The organism is Parahoeflea halophila (assembly GCF_900220985.1).
Taxonomy (GTDB): domain Bacteria; phylum Pseudomonadota; class Alphaproteobacteria; order Rhizobiales; family Rhizobiaceae; genus Hoeflea; species Hoeflea halophila.
On record NZ_OCPC01000001.1, the window covers coordinates 976,129 to 996,149 of the forward strand.

Here is a 20,021-nt window from a genome sequence, read left to right on the forward strand (position 1 = left end):
CATGAGCCGTGCTTCTGCAATACGCTGGTACGGCGCGCCAAAGCCAGTTTCAACATTCGGCTTCCAGCGTCAGTCGGCGGGACTTCCGCGCAAGCGGGTTGTAGCCGGCCTGCGCCAGCGCCCGGGCAGCCATCACGCTCGCTAGGAAAACCGGCGCGGCGACAAAAAGTTCCCGGACACCCGCCCTCTCCATGAGATCGGGCGCCACTGCTGCAATGGCGCCAGCAGCAAAGCGGAACGCGAAGATCGCAAGAAGGGCGAGCAGCGAGATGACTTCCCCCCTGACCAGCACCCTGTTGCCCTCAAGCCGCGTTGCCACAGCGGATCGCATGGTCATGAAGCCGGCGGCCAGGCCAAGGCCAAGGCCTGCCGCCATGGCCGAGAGCCCGGAAGCATCGATCCCGCCAGTCAGAACTGGCAACAGCATCGCAACCATCAGCAGCGCCGGCAACAGCATCAGCCGCCACACCGGCAGGACCCGGTCGCGCATGCGGCTCACGCCAAGCGCAATCAGCGCAATGAGCAGCGGCCAGACCCAGACCGGCGCCGCAGTAACGATATACACGGCCGCTGCCGGACCTGTTGCAAGCGTTGTCGGAGGAACGGAAGCAGCGCTCGCCCCGGCTGAACCGAACACCACCTCGTGCATGATCCGGCCAGGCAGGAAGCTGAAACCTCCGGCGATCCCGATGGCGCCGAAATAGAGTGACTTGACCGCCCGCTGGTGATTGATGAAGTCGCGCCGCCGCGCCGACCAGACCACCGCGAAGACGCCCACCAGCGTTAACACCGAGAGCAGGTGGATGGGAGAGAACGGCCCCCACAGCCTGATCGTGTGAATGAAGAAGCTCGACAGCGCGGCAAGCAGCATCAGCGCAATCCAGACCCGGCCCGCACTGCGATGGGCCGGCGTGCCTTTCCGCCCCAGCAGCAGGATGCCGTCAATGACCGCCGCCGGAACGACGGCAAGCACGTGAAGCTGGATCGCAGGGCTGGCATTGAGCAGAGGTTCGAGAGTCATGAAAACAGGTCCTTGTTGTGGATCGCGGTGGGCTGGCGGGTCAAACACCTGCACTCCGATTGCTTAATCGAACCTCATCGGCCATGAACGGAGGCGTTCCTCAACGCCATCTGCGTCTGTGACCGGAGAACTTCGTGAGCGCCCCATTGCTGCAATCCACGCTTCGTGAACTGCACACCCATCTCAAACGGCCCAGACTGTGGCTGGTGTTTGCACTGGTGGTCGGCCTCTTCGTCATCACCGGCCCGTTCGGCACCTATGAACGGCTGGCCTTCCCCACCCGGCTTGGCTACTGGCTGGTGCTGCACGCTGCCAGCTGGGCTTGCGCGCTGACCAGCATTGCCTTCTTCGACACTCTGCTGGCAGCCCGCATGGCCTCCCGGCTCAACCGCATGCTTATCGGTGCCATTGTGTCGGCTCCGCCCCTCGGGCTGGTCATCTCGGTGATCAACTTCGCGTTACTGATGCGCCCTCTCAACGCGATGCAGATTGCCGAAAACGCGCTGATCGCCCTGCCGATCGGCGTGACGTTCTCGCTGCTGGCATGGCTCAGCATGAGCAGCGGCGAACCAGACGCACCGGCCGGCCCGGGCGAGGCGACCGCCACCACACCCGGCGCATCTTCTTCACCTGGCGCCATAGCCGCCGCAACCGATTCCGGCGTTGCAGCCGATCGGCCATCCTTGCTTGACAGGCTTCCTGTGGAAAAGCGCGGCACCCTGATCCGGCTTGAGGTGCAGGATCACTATGTGCTGGTGGTGACCACGAGGGGCGAAGAGCTGATCCTGATGCGCCTTGCCGATGCCATCGCGGAAGCTGGCGCCGGCCAGCAGATCCACCGCTCGCACTGGGTCTCGGACGCCGGCGTCGAGACCTTGAGTAGAAAAGGTGGCAAGAACCCGAAACTGGTGGTCCAGACCCTTGATGGCCGCGAGCTGCCGGTGAGCCGCAGCCAGATGCCGGCCGTCCGCAGCCGCTGGGGCAACAGGATCAGAAATTCTTGATCCCGATCATGGCGGGCGCGTCGAACATGCCTCAGGCTCGCATCGGAACCAACCAGTGAGCAATTGAAATGGCCATCAACAAAATGTCAGGTAAGGTAGCGGCAACGGCATTGATCGCTGTTCGCGTCATGGTACTGACAGCCCTGCCGCTCACAGCCACCCCCGCGCCGGCCGATCAGGCAGCCGTCAAGCGCGGTCAGGCCGTGGTCGACGAATGGTGCCGCGACTGCCATGTCCGCGAGGGCGAAAAGCTCACCGCCGACATGGCCCCGCCCTACTCGATTATCGTCAAGGGCGATAAGCGCGACCGCGCCTGGTTCGAAGCCTTCCTCGCGGCAGACCATTTCCCGATGGCCACATTCAGATTGTTCGACCATGAGAAGACCGATGTGGTGGAATGGCTGCTCGATCTGCAAAAGCGCGAAGTGGGGAATTAGCCCTGATCGATCTACCCGGCGCTTCTTCTGCTGCTGAACTGGAACGCTTGGGTCGGTTTGTGCTGCGGCATCCGGGAAACAGCCCCGACACAATAAAGCGCTAACGCCGCGACGGCAAAACCGGCAAACACATCAACAAGATAGTGCCCACCGTGGGTCAGGGTCGAAAACCCCATCAAGGCATTGAGCGCCAGGAACGGATATCTGAGCCATGGGAGGCTGAACGCCGAGACACCGCATATCAAAGCAACCGCAGCATGAACAGAAGGGAATGTGAGGATCCCCTCCGCCGTCGCCAGCGAGAACATGAACTCCGGTTGCTCACGGACTGCATTGAACTGGTCAAGAAATGCATGCCCGAAATAAGGATTGATCGAGGCCAGTGAATCCGGCTCGATGGCGTACACCACATGCGCACCCAAAGCCGGAAACCAGATCGAAACAAAGCTCGAAAAAAAGCCAACCGCGGCATAGGCCAGAACCAATGCAAACGCTCGTTCTGGGTGTCCACAAAGGATCAAAAGCATGGGCAACACTATCAATTGGAGGGAAAATGACGCGTAGGCATGCATCAGCGCCCACGAAAACAGTGGTATGGTGTCGATGAAGCGTATCAATGCAACACCATCAAACCCCACGCGCTGGTCAATCGCCATGAGTGTGGCATCTGCCAATGGTGAATTGAGCGACACCGCCAGATAGGTCGACATCAGCACCAGGACCGAGAACGCGACACCACCGGATAGGGCTTCCAAGATCAAAGAGGATTTGATGAAACCGCGTAATCGGCAAATCACTGTTGTCAAAATCATCAGGGACATTGATGAGGCAACAGGCATTAACGCATGAACATCAAGCAAAACCTTGGAGACGCTGAACAACAGCATGACCACGGTGCCGGATGCCAGAAGCGACCACCACATGAATGCGCGCAGGATCTTCAATTCACGGGTCATGCATTCCTGCGCCATGCTATTGCAACGGGCTTTAAAGATGTCGGATGCATCTTAAAATTCCGTTGGCAACAACAGCCGGGGCTGAAAGCCGCACCGCAAGGCTTCAGAATTGGAACCGGCACACCCCCCACTTTCCCCTGCACATCGTCGCATTGGGGGTTCCCTCACAGCATCCATTTCCCTATAAGCCGCGTCTAGCCTCAGATTTTGCGCATGGCGTCTCCCGGGTGGTTGATCTCCAGCGGGGGGATTTTTGCGCGAAGCCCGCAGAAAAGGGACCCGGACCATGCCGAAACGCAATGATATCAAGTCGATCCTCATCATCGGTGCGGGACCGATTGTTATCGGGCAGGCATGTGAATTCGACTATTCCGGCACCCAGGCCGTCAAGGCGCTGAAGGAAGAAGGTTTCCGGGTCATCCTGGTCAACTCCAACCCGGCCACGATCATGACCGATCCAGGCCTCGCCGATGCCACCTACATCGAGCCGATCACGCCGGAAGTGGTGGCCAAGATCATTGCGCGGGAACGCCCCGACGCGCTGCTGCCGACCATGGGCGGCCAGACCGCGCTCAACACCGCGCTTTCCCTGCAGCGCATGGGCGTGCTCGAGCGCTACAATGTCGAGATGATCGGCGCCAAGCCGGCTGCCATCGACATGGCAGAAGACCGGGCCCTGTTCCGCGAGGCGATGTCACGTATCGGGCTCGAGACCCCGCGCTCGTTTCTGGCCAATGCCACCGAGATCAAGGACACCGACCGCAAGGCGCATGAGGCCGAGCGCAGGGCACTGCGCGAAAAGCTCTCGGGCGACGAACTCGATGCCGCCCTCGACGCGCTGGAAAACACCTGGAACCTGGGCGAATCCGACCGCAAGCAGCGCTATATGAGCCATGCCATGGCACAGGCCGCCAAGGCGCTCGACCTGATCGGCGTTCCCGCCATCATTCGCCCCTCCTTCACCATGGGCGGCACCGGCGGCGGCATTGCCTATAACCGCTCGGAATTCTTCGACATCATCGAAAGCGGGCTCGATGCCTCGCCGACCACCGAAGTGCTGATCGAGGAATCGGTGCTGGGCTGGAAGGAATACGAGATGGAGGTGGTGCGCGACACCGCCGACAACTGCATCATCATCTGCTCGATCGAGAACCTCGACCCGATGGGCGTGCACACCGGCGATTCGATCACCGTCGCCCCGGCGCTGACCTTGACCGACAAGGAATACCAGATCATGCGCAACGCCTCGGTGGCGGTGCTGCGCGAGATCGGCGTCGAAACCGGCGGTTCCAACGTGCAGTTCGCCGTCAACCCGAAGGACGGCCGCCTTGTCGTCATCGAGATGAACCCGCGCGTCTCCCGTTCCTCCGCGCTGGCCTCCAAGGCCACCGGCTTCCCGATCGCCAAGGTCGCCGCCAAGCTTGCCGTCGGCTACACGCTCGATGAGCTTGAAAACGACATCACCCAAGGCGCCACCCCGGCCTCCTTCGAGCCGTCGATCGACTATGTCGTCACCAAGATCCCGCGCTTTGCCTTCGAAAAATTCCCCGGCGCCGAGCCGCTATTGACCACCGCGATGAAATCCGTCGGTGAAGTCATGGCCATTGGCCGGACCTTCGCCGAAAGCCTGCAGAAGGCGCTGCGCGGTCTCGAAACCGGTCTCACCGGCCTCGACGAGATCGAGATCCCGGGGCTCGGTGAAGGCGACGACGAAAATGCCATCAAGGCCGCCATCGGCACGCCGACGCCGGACCGGCTGAGGATGGTGGCACAGGCGCTGCGGCTCGGCATGAGCGCTGAGGACGTGCACGCGATCTGCAAGATCGATCCCTGGTTCCTGGCCCAGATCAAGGACATTCTGGCGATGGAAGCCCGGATCCGCGAGCACGGTCTGCCGACCGACGCCGAGAACCTGCGGCTGATCAAGTCGATGGGCTTTTCCGATGCACGGCTCGGCTCGCTCACCGGCAAGCGCAGCCACGAAGTCGCCAGGCTGCGCCGCGAGATCGGCGTGCGCCCGGTCTACAAGCGCATCGACACCTGCGCTGCCGAATTCGCCTCACCCACGGCCTACATGTATTCGAGCTATGAAGCCCCGTTTGCCGGCGCACCGGCCTGCGAGGCGCGCGTCTCTGACCGGACCAAGGTGGTCATCCTCGGCGGCGGCCCCAACCGCATCGGCCAGGGCATCGAGTTCGACTATTGCTGCTGCCACGCCGCCTTTGCGCTGAAGGATGCGGGCTATGAGGCGATCATGGTCAACTGCAACCCGGAAACCGTGTCGACCGATTACGATACCTCCGACCGGCTCTATTTCGATCCGCTGACCGATGAGGACGTGCTCGAGATCCTGCACAAGGAGCAGGAGGCCGGAACGCTCAAGGGCGTGATCGTGCAGCTTGGCGGCCAGACCCCGCTGAAACTGGCCGATGCGCTGGAAAAGGCCGGCATTCCGATCCTCGGCACAGCACCCGACATGATCGACCTGGCCGAAGACCGCGACCGCTTCCAGAAGCTCTTGCACAAGCTCGACCTGATCCAGCCCAACAACGGCATCGCCTATTCGGTGGAGCAGGCCCGCCTCGTCGCCACCGATATCGGTTTCCCGCTGGTGGTTCGCCCCTCCTACGTGCTTGGCGGCCGCGCCATGCAGATCATCCGCGATGAGTCCAACCTGTCGAACTACCTGCTCGGCACCGTGCCGGAACTGGTGCCTGAAGACATCAAGGCGCGCTATCCCAACGACAAGACCGGCCAGATCAACACGCTTCTGGGCAGCAATCCGCTCCTGTTCGACACCTATCTGACCAATGCCATCGAAGTGGATGTCGACTGTCTCTGCGACGGCGAAAGCGTCAATGTCACCGGCATCATGGAGCATATCGAGGAAGCCGGCATTCACTCCGGCGACAGTGCGTGCTCGCTGCCGGTGCACACGCTGTCGTCCGAGATGGTCGACCGGCTCGAGTCACAGACAATCGCGCTTGCCAGGGCGCTCAATGTCGGCGGCCTGATGAATGTGCAATACGCCATCAAGGACGACGTGATCTATGTGCTCGAGGTCAATCCGCGCGCCTCGCGCACGGTGCCCTTCGTGGCCAAGACCGTCGGCTCGCCGATCGCCAAGGTGGCGACACGGGTGATGGCCGGCGAAAAGCTGGACGCAGCCTTCGCCGCCTATGGCGATGTGCCCGATCACCGCAAGCTCACTCACATCGCGGTCAAGGAAGCCGTGTTCCCGTTTGCCAAGTTCCCCGGCGTCGACACGCTGCTTGGACCGGAAATGCGCTCGACCGGCGAAGTCATGGGGCTTGACCGCGATTACGCACTCGCCTTCGCCAAGGCGCAGCTCGGCGCCAGCAACGATCTGCCGCGCTCGGGCACGGTGTTCGTCTCGGTCCGCGACGAGGACAAGCCGCGCGTTCTCGAGGCGGTGCGCATTCTCACCGACAACGGCTTCAAGGTGATGGCGACATCCGGCACCGCCGAGTTCCTCAACGAAAAGGGCTTTGATGCCGAGCAGGTCAACAAGGTGGCCGAAGGCCGTCCCCATATCGAGGACGCGATCCGGAACCGCCAGGTGCAGCTGGTGATCAACACCACCGAGGGCGCCAAGACGATCTCGGACTCGAAGTCGCTGCGCCGCGCCGCCCTGATGCAGAAGGTGCCCTACTTCACCACCATGGCCGGCAGCCTCTCAGCCGCCCAGGCCATCGCCGCGCTGAAGGCCGGAAACCTCGAGGTACACCCGCTGCAGAGTTATTTCCCGGCCGCCTGACGGGGCAAGTTGATGCTGCGGGACAGCCGCGATACCATCAAGCGTCTGAAGGCTGATGGTTTCGAGCTGGTATCGGTTCGTGGGCCCCATCACAAGTTCCGGCAACCGTTGGACGGTAGGGTTGTGATTCTCACCCATCCGCGCAAGGATATTCCTGCTGGAACAGTTCGGTCGTTCTACGCACAGGCCCGCTGGCCCAAGGACTGAGACATGGTTTACTACATCACTCTCGTTCACAAGGAACCTGACAGCGGCTACTGCATTTCCTTTCCCGATGTTCCAGGCATCACCGCGGTTGCCGATACGCTTGATGACGCAATGCGCGAAGCTGCGACTGCTTTGGCGTTTGCTTTTGAAGACTGGGAGGGAGAACTGCCGGCGCCCCGGACCCTGGATGCTTTACGCCAGGACGAGGACTTTCTCGCCCTTTCAGTTGACGCTGTCGTTGCCGCAGTTGCACCAGCGTCCAACCTCGAAGATGCGACGTGATCGTTGATCTGCAGCGATGCGGTCACTGCGAGCCTCGATGACCACCCCCATCGAAATTTACAACAGCCGCCTTTTTCCGGTCGACCGGCAAACGCTATTCGACGCCTTTGCCGATCCGGAGAAGCTCGTCGCGTGGTGGGGACCTGAAGGCTTCACCAATCGCGTCACCGCCTTCGATCTGAAGCCCGGCGGCCACTGGCTGATCACCATGACCGCCGACAACGGCAGCGACTTTCACAACCGCTGGACCATCGAGGAGGTGATTGCGGGTAAGCTGGTGCGGATGACGCACCATGAACCGGTTCATGTGTTCACGCTGGAAATGAAATTCTCCGGGGACGGCAAAAGCGCCCGTATGTCCTGGCGCATGGTGTTTCAGCACACCGACGAGATCGAGGCGATGGAAAAGTTCCTGCACGCCGCCAACGAGCAGAATTTCGACCGGCTGGAACGTTTTATCGAGGCGACACTCCGATAACAGTTTGTTCTCGGCGTGGTGGAGCTGAAGCGATCTTTCCGCCTCCGGACAGGCTCCCGCAATGCTTCGATAAGCCAGCTTCGAAGCCGCAATGGCAGAAATCCAATTGCCATCTAGCCTCGATTTCAGCCTGACATCATCTAGAGCGCCGGACCGGGAATGAGCCTTCTGCCGTCGGTAAAGCGTGAAAAGCGGAAGCGTGACATGTCGTGGCCGGTGGGCCGGCCGGTGGCCATATCGGCAATCACCTTGCCGAAGCCCGGCCCGATACCGAAGCCATGCCCGCTCATGCCGGTGGCGACGATCAGCCCCTCGATCCCGGGCACCCGGTCGACCACCGGAACCACGTCGGGCATGGCGTCGATCATGCCGGCCCAGGCATGGGTGATCTCCGGCTCGCCGAGCGCGGGGAAGCGGGCAGCGAAGCGCCGCTGGAGCACGCCCATCCGGTTCTCGTTGGGTTTGGGATCGAGCACCCGGCAGCGCTCGAACGGGGTCTCGTCGCCAGGCCCCCATCGCCGCGCCGTGCCCCAGGCGTCGGGATAGTGCCTTGGCGCAGCCGGCAGGAAACGGGTCTGCCCCAGCACCTTCGCGGCTGTCGGCAGCCAGGTGCGAAGATGCCTGAAGGAGTCCGGTCCGATCAGCAGGTCATGGGCGTCGAGTGCAGAGACCGTGTAGCTGCCATCCTCGCGCCGTCTGATTGCCAGCTCCTCGTCGAGCGCAGCACCGTCATAGACCTCGGGCATCGGCGCGGTCCGCATCACCGTCGACCGCACCGAGAGTTGCGGCAGCGCTATGCCGTGGTTGCGCAACAACAGCGAGGTCCACGCACCACCTGCGACCACCACCTGCGAAGTGGCAATGAAGCCCTGCTCGGTGTGGACGCCGGACAGTTTCCCGGCTTCGGTTTCAAACGTGCGGATGGCACAGTTCTCGCAAATGCCGACGCCCTCGCTGTGCGCCAGCCGGGCCACTGCCGGCACTGCCACCCAGGGTTCGCCACGGGCATCGGTCGGCGACCAGATCGCGCCGGCCCAGCGCTTGCCGCCCGGCCCGGTGTCGATCTGTCCCGCCACCGCGTCCCCATCGATGGCTCGCACATCAAGTTGGTGCCGGCGCGCCACATCGAGCCATTTTGCCCGCTCTTCCATCTCCTTGTCGCTGCTCGCCAGATACATGATGCCGGTGCGCCGGAAGCCGGTGCGGTTGCCGGTGTCCGCATCGATCTGCTGCCACAGCCGCGAGGCTTCCATCATGATCGGCAGTTCCGCCTCGTCGCGGCCGAGCTGGCGGATCCAGCCCCAGTTGCGCGAGGATTGTTCACCGGCCACCCGGCCCTTCTCGACGACAAACACCGACAAACCGGCCCGCCGGAGATAGAGCGCACTCATGATCCCGATGACGCCGGCACCGACAATGACCACATCGACCCCTGAGGGCAGAGGATCGGAAAAACTGACAGGGGAAGCCGCGGTGATGGGGGCGGCAGAGCGCGCAGACATGGGAACTCCAGAGACGGGACGAGACGCCGGATCGGTCTGGCGCGATCTTGATGGCGGCAAAGCTCAAAAGCAAGCGCGCCGCAATGGGGCCCGTCATGCGACAGCGCGGCTCGGGCCTGTGCCACATCCGCATCTTCCGGCCGCGGCAACCCCTGGTGCGCAGGCGCGCACCGGCGGCAGCCTCCCAGCGAGCTGGAGGTGAGATCTTCGCCAGCGCCCGCCCGGTGATGGCGGTTGCAGGTTGCGCTTGTTGCCGTGGCGCTTTGCAAATTCCTACACATCGGACCTTGCAAGACCTGATCATGGCACCGACGTAGAGGCAGACCAGCCATGGCGTGACCGAGCTGAAACGCGTTGCGGCCCGGGCTGTCTTTTTTCAGGTGAATTCCGTTGCCGGATTTGCTAGCCTGAGAGAAAGAAACACTTGAACGGCTCCGGAGTGCCCACTTCGGAGGCGTTCCATTTTTGTGTTCTGCTGCCGTTTCAACGGGTGCCAGGACACCATGAACAAGGATTGAGACCGATGGTTGAAAAGGTTCCGATGACGCAAGCCGGCTACACCAAGCTGCAGGAAGAACTGCGCTGGCGCCAACAGACCGAGCGGCCGCGGATCATCGAGGCGATCTCCGAAGCCCGCGCCCATGGCGACCTCTCGGAGAACGCGGAATATCACGCCGCCAAGGAAGCCCAGAGCCACAATGAGGGCCGAATCGGCGAGCTCGAGGATTTCATTGGCCGCGCCGAAGTCATCGATCCGTCAAAGCTTTCCGGCAACACCATCAAGTTCGGCGCGACCGTCAAGCTGGTCGATGAGGACACCGAGGAAGAAAAGACCTATCAGATCGTCGGCGACCAGGAAGCCGATGTGAAGGCAGGCCGAATCTCCATCTCCTCGCCGATCTCGCGGGCGCTGATCGGCAAGTCGGTGGGCGATTCCATCGAGGTCGTGGCCCCCGGCGGGTCGAAAGCCTACGAGATCCTCGAGGTCAGGTGGGGCTGAGGCCCGGCAACTTTGCAAACGGTTCAGGCTGAGATCCCATGCTATCTGATCCATCCCGGACCCACGTGATTGCACCGAACCTCAAGCGGCGCCTGTCTGGCGTCACCACCTCGATCATCCAGCTGATCCCCGTGCAGAACCGGATCGGGCAGCAGATCGCAGTCTTCGGACCGGGCCTGCCCGACGATCTGCCGCGGCTGCGCCTGCGTGACCTGCCGCGGCTCTGGCGAGCGCCCGAGGGACGGAAACTCAGGATCTGGCACGCGAGGCGCAATGTCGAGATGCTGCTCGGCATCATCCTGCGCGACATCTTGCGCATGCCGGTGAAACTCGTTTTCACCTCCGCCTCGCAGCGGGTCCATACGGCCTGGACACGGTTTCTGGTTGCGCGCATGGATGGCGTCGTCGCCACCAGTCACAAGTCTGCTGCCTATCTCAAGGTTCCACACCGGGTAAGCCTGCACGGCATCAACGCCGAAAGGTTTTCGCCCGCTGCTGATCGCAGCGAGGTGCGCCGCGCCCTGTCGCTGCCGCAGGACCAGAAACTGGCCGGCTGTTTCGGCCGCATTCGTCACCAGAAGGGCACCGACATCTTTGTCGACGCGATGATCCGGCTGCTGCCGTCGCGGCCGGACTGGAGTGCGATTGTCGCAGGCCGCGCCACCGCCAGCCATACCGGCTATCTTTCCGGGCTGAAAGCCCGTGTTGCTGCCGCAGGCCTGAGCGATCGCATCCTGTTCGTCGGCGAACACACCAATATCAACGACTGGTACCGGGCGCTTGACCTGTTTGTCGCCCCGCAGCGCTGGGAAGGCTTCGGCCTGACTCCGCTCGAGGCCCAGGCCAGCGGTGTTCCGGTGGTGGCAACCGATGCCGGTGCGTTCGAGGAAATCATCGCCCAAGATGCGGATGAGACGGGCATGGTTGTCGGCAAGGATGATCTGGAAGCGCTTTCGGCCGCCGCTGCGGCTTTTATGGATGATGCTGCACGGCTAAGCGCCGCAGCCACACGCGCCAGACCTTACGTGCTGGCCAATTTCACCATAGAAAGCGAGGCAGAGCGGCTTTCGGCAGCCTATGAGGATGTGTGGCGGAAATTCGATGCTTGATATCCTGATCATCGGCAAGGACAGCAAATACGGCCTGACCAAGGACAGCCTGCTGCTCGAAGACGCGATCCGCAACGCCGGCCTGCCCCATGCCATCGGGCGCGCCGACCACAAGAGCCGGCCGCTGATGGAGCGGATCTTCCGGACCCGGCGGGCGCGTATCGCCATCCATGTCGAACGGGTCTATCCCGCCTGGTATTCGGCCGCCGACATCCATTACCTTCTGCCCAACCAGGAGCGCTATCCACGGCGCCAGCTGGGACGGCTGAAACACATCGATCTGGTTCTGTGCAAGAGCCGCCACGCGGTCGATGTGTTCTCGAAGGAAGGCGCCCGGACGTTTCATCTCGGCTTCACTTCCGAAGACCAGCATGCACCGGACACCGTCAAGGATCGCGCCCGCTTCGTGCACATCGCCGGCGCCAGCACGCTCAAGGGTACGGAGGCGGTGCTGGCCGCCTGGCAGGCGCATCCGGACTGGCCGGAGCTGACACTGGTGATGAATGCCCGTCTGGCACCCGCCACGGTGCCGGACAATGTCAGGCTGATGAGCACCTATCTCGGCGATGACGAAATGAGAGAGTTGCAGAACGCCTGCGGCATTCATCTGTGCCCGTCCCAGGCCGAGGGGTGGGGCCATTACATCGTCGAAGCCATGTCGACCGGCGCCGTGGTGATCACCACCGACGCGCCGCCGATGAACGAGCTGGTCACGGCGGATTCCGGAATCCTGGTTGCTGCCGCTTCCTCCACCCCCCGTCACCTGGGCACCTGTTATCAGGTCGACCAGGCTGCGCTGGAAGCAGCGGTCGAGGAGGTGATCCGGATGGACAGCGACGGGAAGGTGCGGATCGGAACGCAGGCGCGGCGCGACTTCGAGGCCATCCAAAGCGGTTTTCTCGAACGGCTGCAAACACTGCTGGGCAGCGACGCGCGATGAACCTGCTGCACCTGTCGAGCGAGAAGGGGTTGCGCGGCGGTGAAAACCAGCTGCTTCTTCTCGCCGGACGGACCAGGCCGGGGATTTCCGAGTGGTACGGGCTGCCGCCGGGTTCAGGCCTTTCCACCGCCCTCCCCGCCGATATCGCCACGCTGCCGATCCGGTGCCGTGGACTTCTTGATCTGGCCTCGATTGCAACAATCCGAAGCCTTGCCCGCAGCAAGGACATCGATCTGATCCATGCCCACTCGAACCGGGCTCACAAGACAGCCGCTGCAGCAAAGATCGGCCGCCGCCAGCGCCTGATTGTCTCCCGACGCAACGCGTTCAGATGCCGGGGCGGCTGGGCCTACCGCGCTGCCGATCATTTCATCACCATCTCCGAGGCCGGCTACCAGGCATTGCGCGCTGGCGGCATCACAGCCGACCGCATCAGCATCATCCATGATGCCGTGGATGAACCCGCGCTCGCGGCCGCAAGTCCCGAACGGTGCGGCCTGGGCGCAGAGGAAATCATGATCCTCTGCGTGGCCGCCTTCACCGCGGAAAAGGACCACGCCACATTGCTCGACGCCTGGCATCTGGTCCAGAAGGCCTCGCCCCGGGCGCATCTCATTCTGGCCGGAGACGGGCCCGATCTTGCCCGTATCCGGGCCCGGGCGGAGGGCTTGCCGAGGGTCACCTTCCTCGGCTGGCGCAACGACGTAGCCTCGCTGACAAAGGGGGCGGATATCGTCACCCTCGCCTCGCGCGAGGAGGGTCTCGGCTCGAGCCTGTGCACGGCGCAATTGGCTGGCAAACCCGTGGTGGCCACCGCGGCCGGCGGCATTGCCGAAGCTGTCAGCGACCGGGAAACCGGGCTCCTGAGCCCGCCCGGAGACGCGGAACAGCTGGCGCAAAACCTGATTGCCATGTCCGAAGATTCCGCGATGCGCCGGGCCTATGGCGAAGCCGGCGCAGAACGGGCGCGCGGCATGTTCTCGCTCGACACGTTCCACGCCCGGCACCTCGAGATCTACCGGCGCCTCACCGGCGCCTGAGCTTGCACGATCAGGCTAGCCGGAGCGGCGGGCTTCGGCACGGCGGTTCACATGCACGATCATGTATTTCCAGAACACGGTCTGGCCGTGGATCCACGCATTCACCAGGCCCTCGACGCCGCCCAGAAACCCGCGCTTGAGCACATAGGTTTTCGCAAACGCCCCGAGCGCATGGCCGAACGGGGTCAGCAACGAGACCTTGCGGCCTGACTCTTCAAGCTGCCGCGCGCCGAGCGTGGCATAATGCTGCCCCTTGGCCAGCGCCTGTTCCAGCGACCGCACGGTGAAGTGATCCATGGGATGGGACAGCGTGCCGACAGGCCGGTCGGTTTCGGCGAATTCATGCACCAGCCTGGAATTGAACCGGGCTGCATCGCGGCGAAACAGCCGCAGTGGCGCGTCCGGCCACCAGCCCGAATGGCGAAACGGCTTACCGAGAAAATAGGACAGCCGTGGCACCTGGTAGGCATCGTAAGCGGGGTCAGCCAGGGTCGAGACGATCTCCTCAGCGAGGCTGGGCGGAACCCGTTCGTCGGCGTCCATCGACAGCACCCAGTCGCAGCTGGCCTGCGTGCGGGCAAACTCCTTCTGGTCGCCAAATCCGGTAAAGTCGCGGGCAATGACCCGCGCCTTGAACGACGCCGCGATGTCGCGCGTGGCATCATCGCTGTGGCTGTCCACCACCACGATCTCGTCGCAGAAATGCAGACTCTCGAGAAGCCCGGGCAGCATCTCCGCTTCGTTGCGGGTGATGATGACGGCGCTGATCGTCGGCTTCATGCCGTTGCCTCTGTCAAAGCGCCACGAGACCTTCATCCTTGACCTGGCGGATCGTCAGCATGGTGCGCACGGTATCGACATTGTCGGTGGCGGTCAGTTCCTCGATGACGAAGTCCTGGAAGTGGCTGAGATTGCGCGCCACGCAATGCAACAGGAAATCGCTTTCGCCGGAGACCATCCAGGTTTCGCGCACGATCGGCCATTCGTTGGTCTTGGCGGCAAAGGCCTTGAGGTTGGCATCAGACTGATGCTTGAGCCCGACCATGCAGAATGCAACCAGATCGAACCCGAGGCTGGGTGCGTTCAGCTGCGCCCGGTAACCGCGAATGATCCCCGCCTGCTCGAGCTTGCGAACCCGCCTCAGGCAGGGCGGTGCCGAGATCCCGACACGTTCCGACAGGTCCACATTGGTCATTCGTCCGTCTTTCTGCAATTCCCGCAGAATCTTGAGATCGATTGCATCGAGTTCGGCCTTGATCGCCATGAAGTCTTCCCCGGTTCGGCGCCACCATCCTGCGCGGGACGGTGAATTGAGCGAAACTTTATTGCGCCAGTGCGCAGCATCTGTAAAGTCTCGCAAGCCCCTCAGGTGCGAAGTTCTGTGCGTAACTCCGTCGCCAAGCTTGAAAACGCGCCTTGCTCGCACCTAAATGGTGTCAAACCGCACCGCGTCATGCCCGCGCCGCCAGATTTCTGGCTTTCGTCATTGATGCGTCACCGGGGATGGCCCACACTGCCGCCTCGCAATATCTGTTTCAGGATCATTCCATGTCCACACGTCACGTCCCCGTTCTCATCATCGGCTCCGGCCCGGCCGGCTACACCGCCGCGATCTACGCCGCACGGGCCATGCTCACACCCGTGCTGATCGCCGGAATGGAACAGGGCGGGCAGTTGATGATCACCACCGATGTGGAGAATTATCCCGGCTATGCCGATCCGGTTCAGGGCCCGTGGATGATGGAGCAGATGCTCAAGCAGGCCGAGCATGTCGGCGCCGAGATCATCAACGACCTGGTCACCGAGGTCGAGATGAACAACCGGCCCTTCACCGTGAAAACCGATTCCGGCGCTGTCTGGACCTGCGACTCGCTGATCATCGCCACCGGCGCCCAGGCCAAATGGCTGGAAATCCCGAGCGAGAAGCAATTCATGGGCTTTGGCGTCTCCGCCTGCGCCACCTGCGACGGCTTTTTCTACCGCGGCAAGAACGTCGTGGTCGTCGGCGGCGGCAACTCGGCTGTCGAAGAGGCGCTCTACCTGTCCAACCTCGCGGCCAAGGTGACCATCGTCCACCGCCGCGATGCGTTTCGTGCGGAAAAGATCCTGCAGCAGCGTGTGTTCGAAAAAGACAATATCGACGTGATCTGGGACACCGAGGTGGTCGAGTATCTCGGCACCGCACCACAGCCGCCCATGCCTGCTTCAGTCAACGGCATAAGGCTCAAGAACCGCAAGACCGGAATCACAACCGACATGCCGATTGACGGGGTCTTTGTTGCCATTGGACACGCCCCGGCTGTCAGCCTGTTCGAAGGCAAGCTCAAGCACAAATCCAACGGATATCTCTGGACAGCGCCGGATTCGACTGCCACGGATGTACCAGGGGTTTTTGCCGCAGGCGATGTAACCGATGATATTTACCGTCAGGCGGTCACTGCGGCAGGCATGGGATGCATGGCGGCGCTGGAGGCTGAGCGTTACCTGGCAGGCCATGTCAGACACGCCGAAGCTGCTGAATAGGCGCGTGAGCGCCAGATAAGGGCCCGAACAACGGGCCATGGGGACGGATGCTTGGTGCCACTCGACTGGGACAAACTGCGCATATTCCACGCGGCTGCGGAAGCGGGTTCCTTCACGCACGCAGCCGAGAAACTGCACTTGTCGCAATCGGCCATTTCAAGGCAGGTCTCGGCCCTCGAGATGGACATCGGCGCCAAGCTGTTCCACCGCCATGCCCGCGGCCTGATCTTATCGGAACAGGGCGAGATCCTCTACCAGACGGCGCATGAAGTGCTGATGAAGCTGGAATCGGTCAGGAACCAGCTGACCGAAACTCGCGAGCGCCCCTCTGGCAAGCTGCGTGTCACCACCACTGTCGGCTTCGGCCAGGGCTGGCTCACCGAGAAGGTGCAGGAGTTCCAGTCGCTCTATCCCGATGTCCAGGTGCAGCTGCTGCTCGACAACGAGGAACTCGACGTCAACATGCGCCAGGCCGATTGCGCCATCCGCCTGCGGCAGCCACAGCAGCCCGACCTGATCCAGCGCCGTCTGTTCACTGTGCACATGCACATCTACGCCTCGCCCACCTATCTGGCGCGCCATGGCGAGCCCAAGAGCATCGAGGATCTCGACAACCACCGAATCATCACCTTCGGCGAACCGGCCCCGGGCTATCTCACCGATGTGAACTGGCTGGAAACCGCCGGACGCAGCCCGGACAACCGCCGGCCAGCGCAATTGCAGATCAACAATCTGCCGGCAATCCGGCGCGCGACGTTCAACGGTGCCGGCATTTCGCTGCTGCCCGATTACATGATCAACCGCGATCTGCAGCTTGTGCAACTCAATCTCACAGCCGACATCCCGAGCTTCGATACCTATTTCTGCTATCCCGAAGAGATGAAAAACGCAGCCAAACTCAAAGCATTCCGCGATTTTCTGGTTGGAAAAGCGCGCAACTGGAGTTTCTGACAGCTGCAGCAGAAACGGGTCCGTCATACCAACCAGCATCAACAACCCGGAAAGATCGCAATTATTTTGTCGCCTATTTTTCGAGCAAAAACATAGCCATGCGGCCTCCGCATGGCAGTCATGCGCACCGTTCCCTTGCACACTGCTCAATAAAGCACCATATCGCTTGTAGCTGATGCACCTTTGGCGGCCTACTCCTCCCAGTGCCGCCGCATGAGCTGTTCCCCTCTGGAGGTTTTTTGACCTTCATACCTATTGGGCCCGAGAGCAATCTCGAGGCCCATTTTTTTGCCTGGTTCGTAGCCGAAATTGCTTACTTTTCAGGCTATGCAGCCTCCGCATGGCAGTCATGCGCACCGTTCCCTTGCACACTGCTCAATAAAGCACCATATCGACTGCAGCTGATGCACCTTTGGCGGCCTACTCCTCCCAGTGCCGCCGCATGAGCTGTTCCCCTCTGGAGGTTTTTTGACCTTCATACTTATTGGGCCCGAGAGCAAATCTCGTGGCCCATTTTTTTTGCCTTGCCTCTATCGAGCGATTCATGGGGCTTTCACACCCCGAGTTTCATGCCGTCACCGCCGCGCGGCCCTTGCCCTTGGCGGCTGTCACCGGGTCCGAAGAGGCAGAAGCTTCCAGGCACCCCAAGCCGCGCAAGGTCTCCCGCATCGCCTGGTCAAGCGGCGTGTGCGGCTCGGCGCCGAGAAAAGCCACCAGCTTGTCGTTGCGCATGTGCAGCGGCTGACGCCAGAGGTAGCGCATCTCAAGCAGCTCACGGAAAAACGCGATGAAGGGCGCCCCCAGATACAGCAACCACCAGGGAAACCGCCGCGTACGCAATGACGGTCTGCCGGTGACCCGCCGGATCGACTCGCTCAGCTGCATGCCGTCCGCGTCCCAGACCCCTTCCATGTGGAACCGGGCGAAGGTCGGCAGATCCTCAGAGCGTTCAACCAGCTGCATCATGGTCTCAGCCACATCGGGCAGATAGGCCCATTGATGCCCGACACCGGGATCTGACGGGCTGGTGATCTTTGTCACCGGCGCGCCGGGCTTGATCATCACCTGGGAAAACCAGCTGCTTTCGGCGCCGGGACCAAAGTAATCCCCAGTGCGCACGAGAATGACCTGGGTGCCCTCATGCGTCGCCGCTTCGAGCCGTTCTTCAAGCTGAACCCGGATCTTGCCCTTGAACGATTGCGGGCGTTGCGGACTGTCCTCGGTCACATTGGCGAATGTTTCCGGACCGAAATTGTACACGGTTCCGGGCATCAGGATGCGCGCGCCACTGGCTTTCGCCGCAACGATGGTGTTCTCGATCATCGGCAGCACCAGCGTGCCCCAGTTGCGGTAGCCGGGCGGATTGACCGCATGAACGATCAGCTCGACGCCCTTCGCGGCGGCGAGCACGTCAGCTCGAGCCATCGCATCCCCGTTGACCCACTCGTATTGTGGCATCTTTTTGGCCTGTGCGCCCGCGTCCCGGTGCATGGCCCGCACCTGGTAGCCGCGTGACGAAAGCTTTGCTGCCATGGCGCTTCCAACGCCGCCGGTCGCCCCTAGGACTAGCGCGAGCTTTTGGACGGAATCTGTCTGCGATATCGTAGTGGTATTGGTCATGTCTGGTCTCCATCAGTTGCGATGAACGAACTATGGATCAGGCTCCGACTAAACGGAATTGCGCATTAACTTGGGTGTGCTATACAATAATGTATGGCTATGAGTTCACTTGACTGGGATCACTACCGCACCTTCCTGGCAATCCTCGATGAAGGCTCCCAATCGGCTGCAGCACGCGCTTTGGGCGTGACCCAGCCAACCGTAAGCCGGCATTTGGATGCACTCGAAATGGCCGCGGGCAAGCCGCTCTTCCTGCGCTCCCATCAAGGACTGCTGCCGACCGAGACAGCGCTGAGCATGCGCAGTTACGCGGAGACCATGGCGGCAAGTGCCGCGGCCCTGTCCCGCGTCGCCTCTGGTGGCGGAACCAGCCCGGAAGGAACGGTTCGCATCAGCGCCAGCGAAATCATCGGCACCGAGGTGCTGCCACCGATCCTGGCTGCGCTTCAGGAGCGTTACCCGCGCCTTGCAATCGAGTTGTCGCTCTCCGATGCTATCGAGGACCTGCTCAAACAGCAGGCCGACATTGCAGTCAGGATGGTGGAACCGACGCAGGGCGCCCTGGTCAGCCGCAAGATCGGAGGGCTCGCAATCGGAATATTCGCCCATCGCGGCTATCTCGATCGGCATGGCTGGCCGCAGGATTTCGCGGAGTTGTCGGAGCACCGGTTGATCGGTTTCGATCGCCAACTGACCTATGTCCGGGACGCAATCAGGAAATTCCCGGAAATAGCACACTTGAGCTTCGATTTCCGCTCTGACAGCAATGCCGCACAGCTGGCGATGATCCGGGCGCAAGGCGGAATAGGCATGTGCCAGGTCGGGCTCGCCTGCAAAGATCCCGATCTGGTCCAGTTGTTTCCCGGCAAGCTCGATCTGCAGCTGATGACCTTTCTGGTCATGCACGAGAACCTGAAAACGGACCCGCGCTGCCGGGTTGCCTTTGATGCGCTTGCCGACGGATTGCTGGCCTACCGCGCACGGGTGCCCGGTCGCGCTGGCTGAACTGCTGACGCGTTTCGCTTCTCAAATTTGCCCCGTCGGAGCGGCGTCACGACGGCTGTTTTCGGGGCAAGTGATCCGATTTGTTCCGCAGCCCGTACATCTTTGTGAATGCAGGGTGGTATGGAACTTCCGCGTCGCTGAGCGGTTGTCTTGCGTCGTTCCAAGTTC

General features: G+C 62.0%; 19 protein-coding genes. 13 read left to right on the forward strand and 6 right to left on the reverse strand.

Translation table 11 applies throughout. From position 1 onward, the window contains the following. Nucleotides 1–49: 49 nt before the first annotated feature. Nucleotides 50–1,021, reverse strand: a complete 972-nt coding sequence (locus CRO46_RS04600) for a DUF2306 domain-containing protein (RefSeq protein ID WP_097105456.1) — start codon at nucleotides 1,019–1,021, stop codon at nucleotides 50–52. 134 nt (nucleotides 1,022–1,155) lie between these two features. On the opposite strand from CRO46_RS04600, the gene CRO46_RS04605 reads away from it, so the two are divergent. Both CRO46_RS04605 and CRO46_RS04610 read left to right on the forward strand, forming a co-directional pair. Then, a complete protein-coding gene (locus tag CRO46_RS04605; RefSeq protein ID WP_143438953.1) occupies nucleotides 1,156–2,025 on the forward strand; it encodes a LytTR family DNA-binding domain-containing protein in 870 nt (289 codons plus the stop codon). A gap of 68 nt (nucleotides 2,026–2,093) precedes the next feature. Next, nucleotides 2,094–2,462 carry a hypothetical protein gene (locus CRO46_RS04610; protein WP_244577762.1) on the forward strand — a complete coding sequence of 123 codons (369 nt, stop codon included), beginning with the start codon at nucleotides 2,094–2,096 and terminating at the stop codon, nucleotides 2,460–2,462. An 11-nt stretch (nucleotides 2,463–2,473) separates the two neighbouring features. Here the strand turns inward: CRO46_RS04610 and CRO46_RS04615 are convergent, their stop codons facing one another. Next, complete coding sequence (locus CRO46_RS04615; protein ID WP_179758950.1) at nucleotides 2,474–3,418, reverse strand: phosphatase PAP2 family protein; 945 nt, start codon at nucleotides 3,416–3,418, stop codon at nucleotides 2,474–2,476. Between the two features lie 286 nt (nucleotides 3,419–3,704). Here CRO46_RS04615 and carB point away from each other — a divergent pair, with 286 nt between their 5' ends. From carB to CRO46_RS04635, 4 genes are read left to right on the forward strand one after another with little or no spacing between them, the layout of a single operon-like run. Next, the gene (gene carB / locus CRO46_RS04620) at nucleotides 3,705–7,196 is read left to right on the forward strand and encodes a carbamoyl-phosphate synthase large subunit (protein ID WP_097105462.1); all 3,492 of its coding nucleotides are present in this window, start codon (nucleotides 3,705–3,707) and stop codon (nucleotides 7,194–7,196) included. A gap of 12 nt (nucleotides 7,197–7,208) precedes the next feature. Further along, nucleotides 7,209–7,403: a type II toxin-antitoxin system HicA family toxin gene (locus CRO46_RS04625; RefSeq protein WP_097105463.1), complete on the forward strand. Its 195-nt coding sequence runs from the start codon at nucleotides 7,209–7,211 to the stop codon at nucleotides 7,401–7,403. Nucleotides 7,404–7,406: 3 nt separating this feature from the next. Next, nucleotides 7,407–7,685, forward strand: a complete 279-nt coding sequence (locus tag CRO46_RS04630) for a type II toxin-antitoxin system HicB family antitoxin (RefSeq protein ID WP_097105465.1) — start codon at nucleotides 7,407–7,409, stop codon at nucleotides 7,683–7,685. A gap of 37 nt (nucleotides 7,686–7,722) precedes the next feature. Further along, entirely contained in the window at nucleotides 7,723–8,163 is a 441-nt protein-coding gene (locus CRO46_RS04635; protein ID WP_097105467.1) for an SRPBCC domain-containing protein, read from the forward strand. Nucleotides 8,164–8,303: 140 nt separating this feature from the next. Here CRO46_RS04635 and CRO46_RS04640 read toward each other — a convergent pair whose 3' ends face one another. Further along, the gene (locus CRO46_RS04640) at nucleotides 8,304–9,665 is read right to left on the reverse strand and encodes an NAD(P)/FAD-dependent oxidoreductase (protein WP_097105469.1); all 1,362 of its coding nucleotides are present in this window, start codon (nucleotides 9,663–9,665) and stop codon (nucleotides 8,304–8,306) included. A 523-nt stretch (nucleotides 9,666–10,188) separates the two neighbouring features. On the opposite strand from CRO46_RS04640, the gene greA reads away from it, so the two are divergent. Genes greA through CRO46_RS04660 form a run of 4 tightly spaced genes read left to right on the forward strand, consistent with a single transcriptional unit; the run spans nucleotide 10,189 to nucleotide 13,754 of the window. Next, nucleotides 10,189–10,665, forward strand: a complete 477-nt coding sequence (greA, locus tag CRO46_RS04645; protein ID WP_097105470.1) for a transcription elongation factor GreA — start codon at nucleotides 10,189–10,191, stop codon at nucleotides 10,663–10,665. Nucleotides 10,666–10,703: 38 nt separating this feature from the next. Further along, the gene (locus tag CRO46_RS04650; protein ID WP_097105472.1) at nucleotides 10,704–11,774 is read left to right on the forward strand and encodes a glycosyltransferase family 4 protein; all 1,071 of its coding nucleotides are present in this window, start codon (nucleotides 10,704–10,706) and stop codon (nucleotides 11,772–11,774) included. Continuing rightward, nucleotides 11,767–12,714: a glycosyltransferase gene (locus CRO46_RS04655; protein ID WP_097105474.1), complete on the forward strand. Its 948-nt coding sequence runs from the start codon at nucleotides 11,767–11,769 to the stop codon at nucleotides 12,712–12,714. The genes CRO46_RS04650 and CRO46_RS04655 overlap by 8 nt, the downstream gene beginning before the upstream one ends. Then, on the forward strand, nucleotides 12,711–13,754 hold the full coding sequence (locus CRO46_RS04660) for a glycosyltransferase family 4 protein (protein ID WP_097105476.1): 1,044 nt from the start codon (nucleotides 12,711–12,713) through the stop codon (nucleotides 13,752–13,754). The genes CRO46_RS04655 and CRO46_RS04660 overlap by 4 nt, the downstream gene beginning before the upstream one ends. A 15-nt stretch (nucleotides 13,755–13,769) precedes the next feature. Here the strand turns inward: CRO46_RS04660 and CRO46_RS04665 are convergent, their stop codons facing one another. Together CRO46_RS04665 and CRO46_RS04670 are read right to left on the reverse strand one after the other, a co-directional pair. Next, on the reverse strand, nucleotides 13,770–14,534 hold the full coding sequence (locus CRO46_RS04665; protein ID WP_179758951.1) for a glycosyltransferase family 2 protein: 765 nt from the start codon (nucleotides 14,532–14,534) through the stop codon (nucleotides 13,770–13,772). 13 nt (nucleotides 14,535–14,547) lie between these two features. Continuing rightward, a complete protein-coding gene (locus CRO46_RS04670; protein ID WP_097105478.1) occupies nucleotides 14,548–15,018 on the reverse strand; it encodes an Lrp/AsnC family transcriptional regulator in 471 nt (156 codons plus the stop codon). Nucleotides 15,019–15,302: 284 nt separating this feature from the next. Here CRO46_RS04670 and trxB point away from each other — a divergent pair, with 284 nt between their 5' ends. Both trxB and CRO46_RS04680 read left to right on the forward strand, forming a co-directional pair. Beyond that, complete coding sequence (gene trxB, locus CRO46_RS04675; RefSeq protein ID WP_097106502.1) at nucleotides 15,303–16,277, forward strand: thioredoxin-disulfide reductase; 975 nt, start codon at nucleotides 15,303–15,305, stop codon at nucleotides 16,275–16,277. Nucleotides 16,278–16,331: 54 nt separating this feature from the next. Beyond that, nucleotides 16,332–17,228, forward strand: a complete 897-nt coding sequence (locus tag CRO46_RS04680) for a LysR family transcriptional regulator (RefSeq protein WP_097106504.1) — start codon at nucleotides 16,332–16,334, stop codon at nucleotides 17,226–17,228. A gap of 567 nt (nucleotides 17,229–17,795) precedes the next feature. Here the strand turns inward: CRO46_RS04680 and CRO46_RS04685 are convergent. After that, nucleotides 17,796–18,848 carry an NAD-dependent epimerase/dehydratase family protein gene (locus CRO46_RS04685; RefSeq protein WP_097105479.1) on the reverse strand — a complete coding sequence of 351 codons (1,053 nt, stop codon included), beginning with the start codon at nucleotides 18,846–18,848 and terminating at the stop codon, nucleotides 17,796–17,798. 93 nt (nucleotides 18,849–18,941) lie between these two features. Between CRO46_RS04685 and CRO46_RS04690 the strand changes: the two genes are divergently transcribed. Then, nucleotides 18,942–19,853 (forward strand): LysR family transcriptional regulator, encoded by a 912-nt coding sequence (locus CRO46_RS04690; protein WP_097105481.1) that lies wholly within the window; start codon nucleotides 18,942–18,944, stop codon nucleotides 19,851–19,853. Nucleotides 19,854–20,021 lie beyond the last annotated feature (168 nt).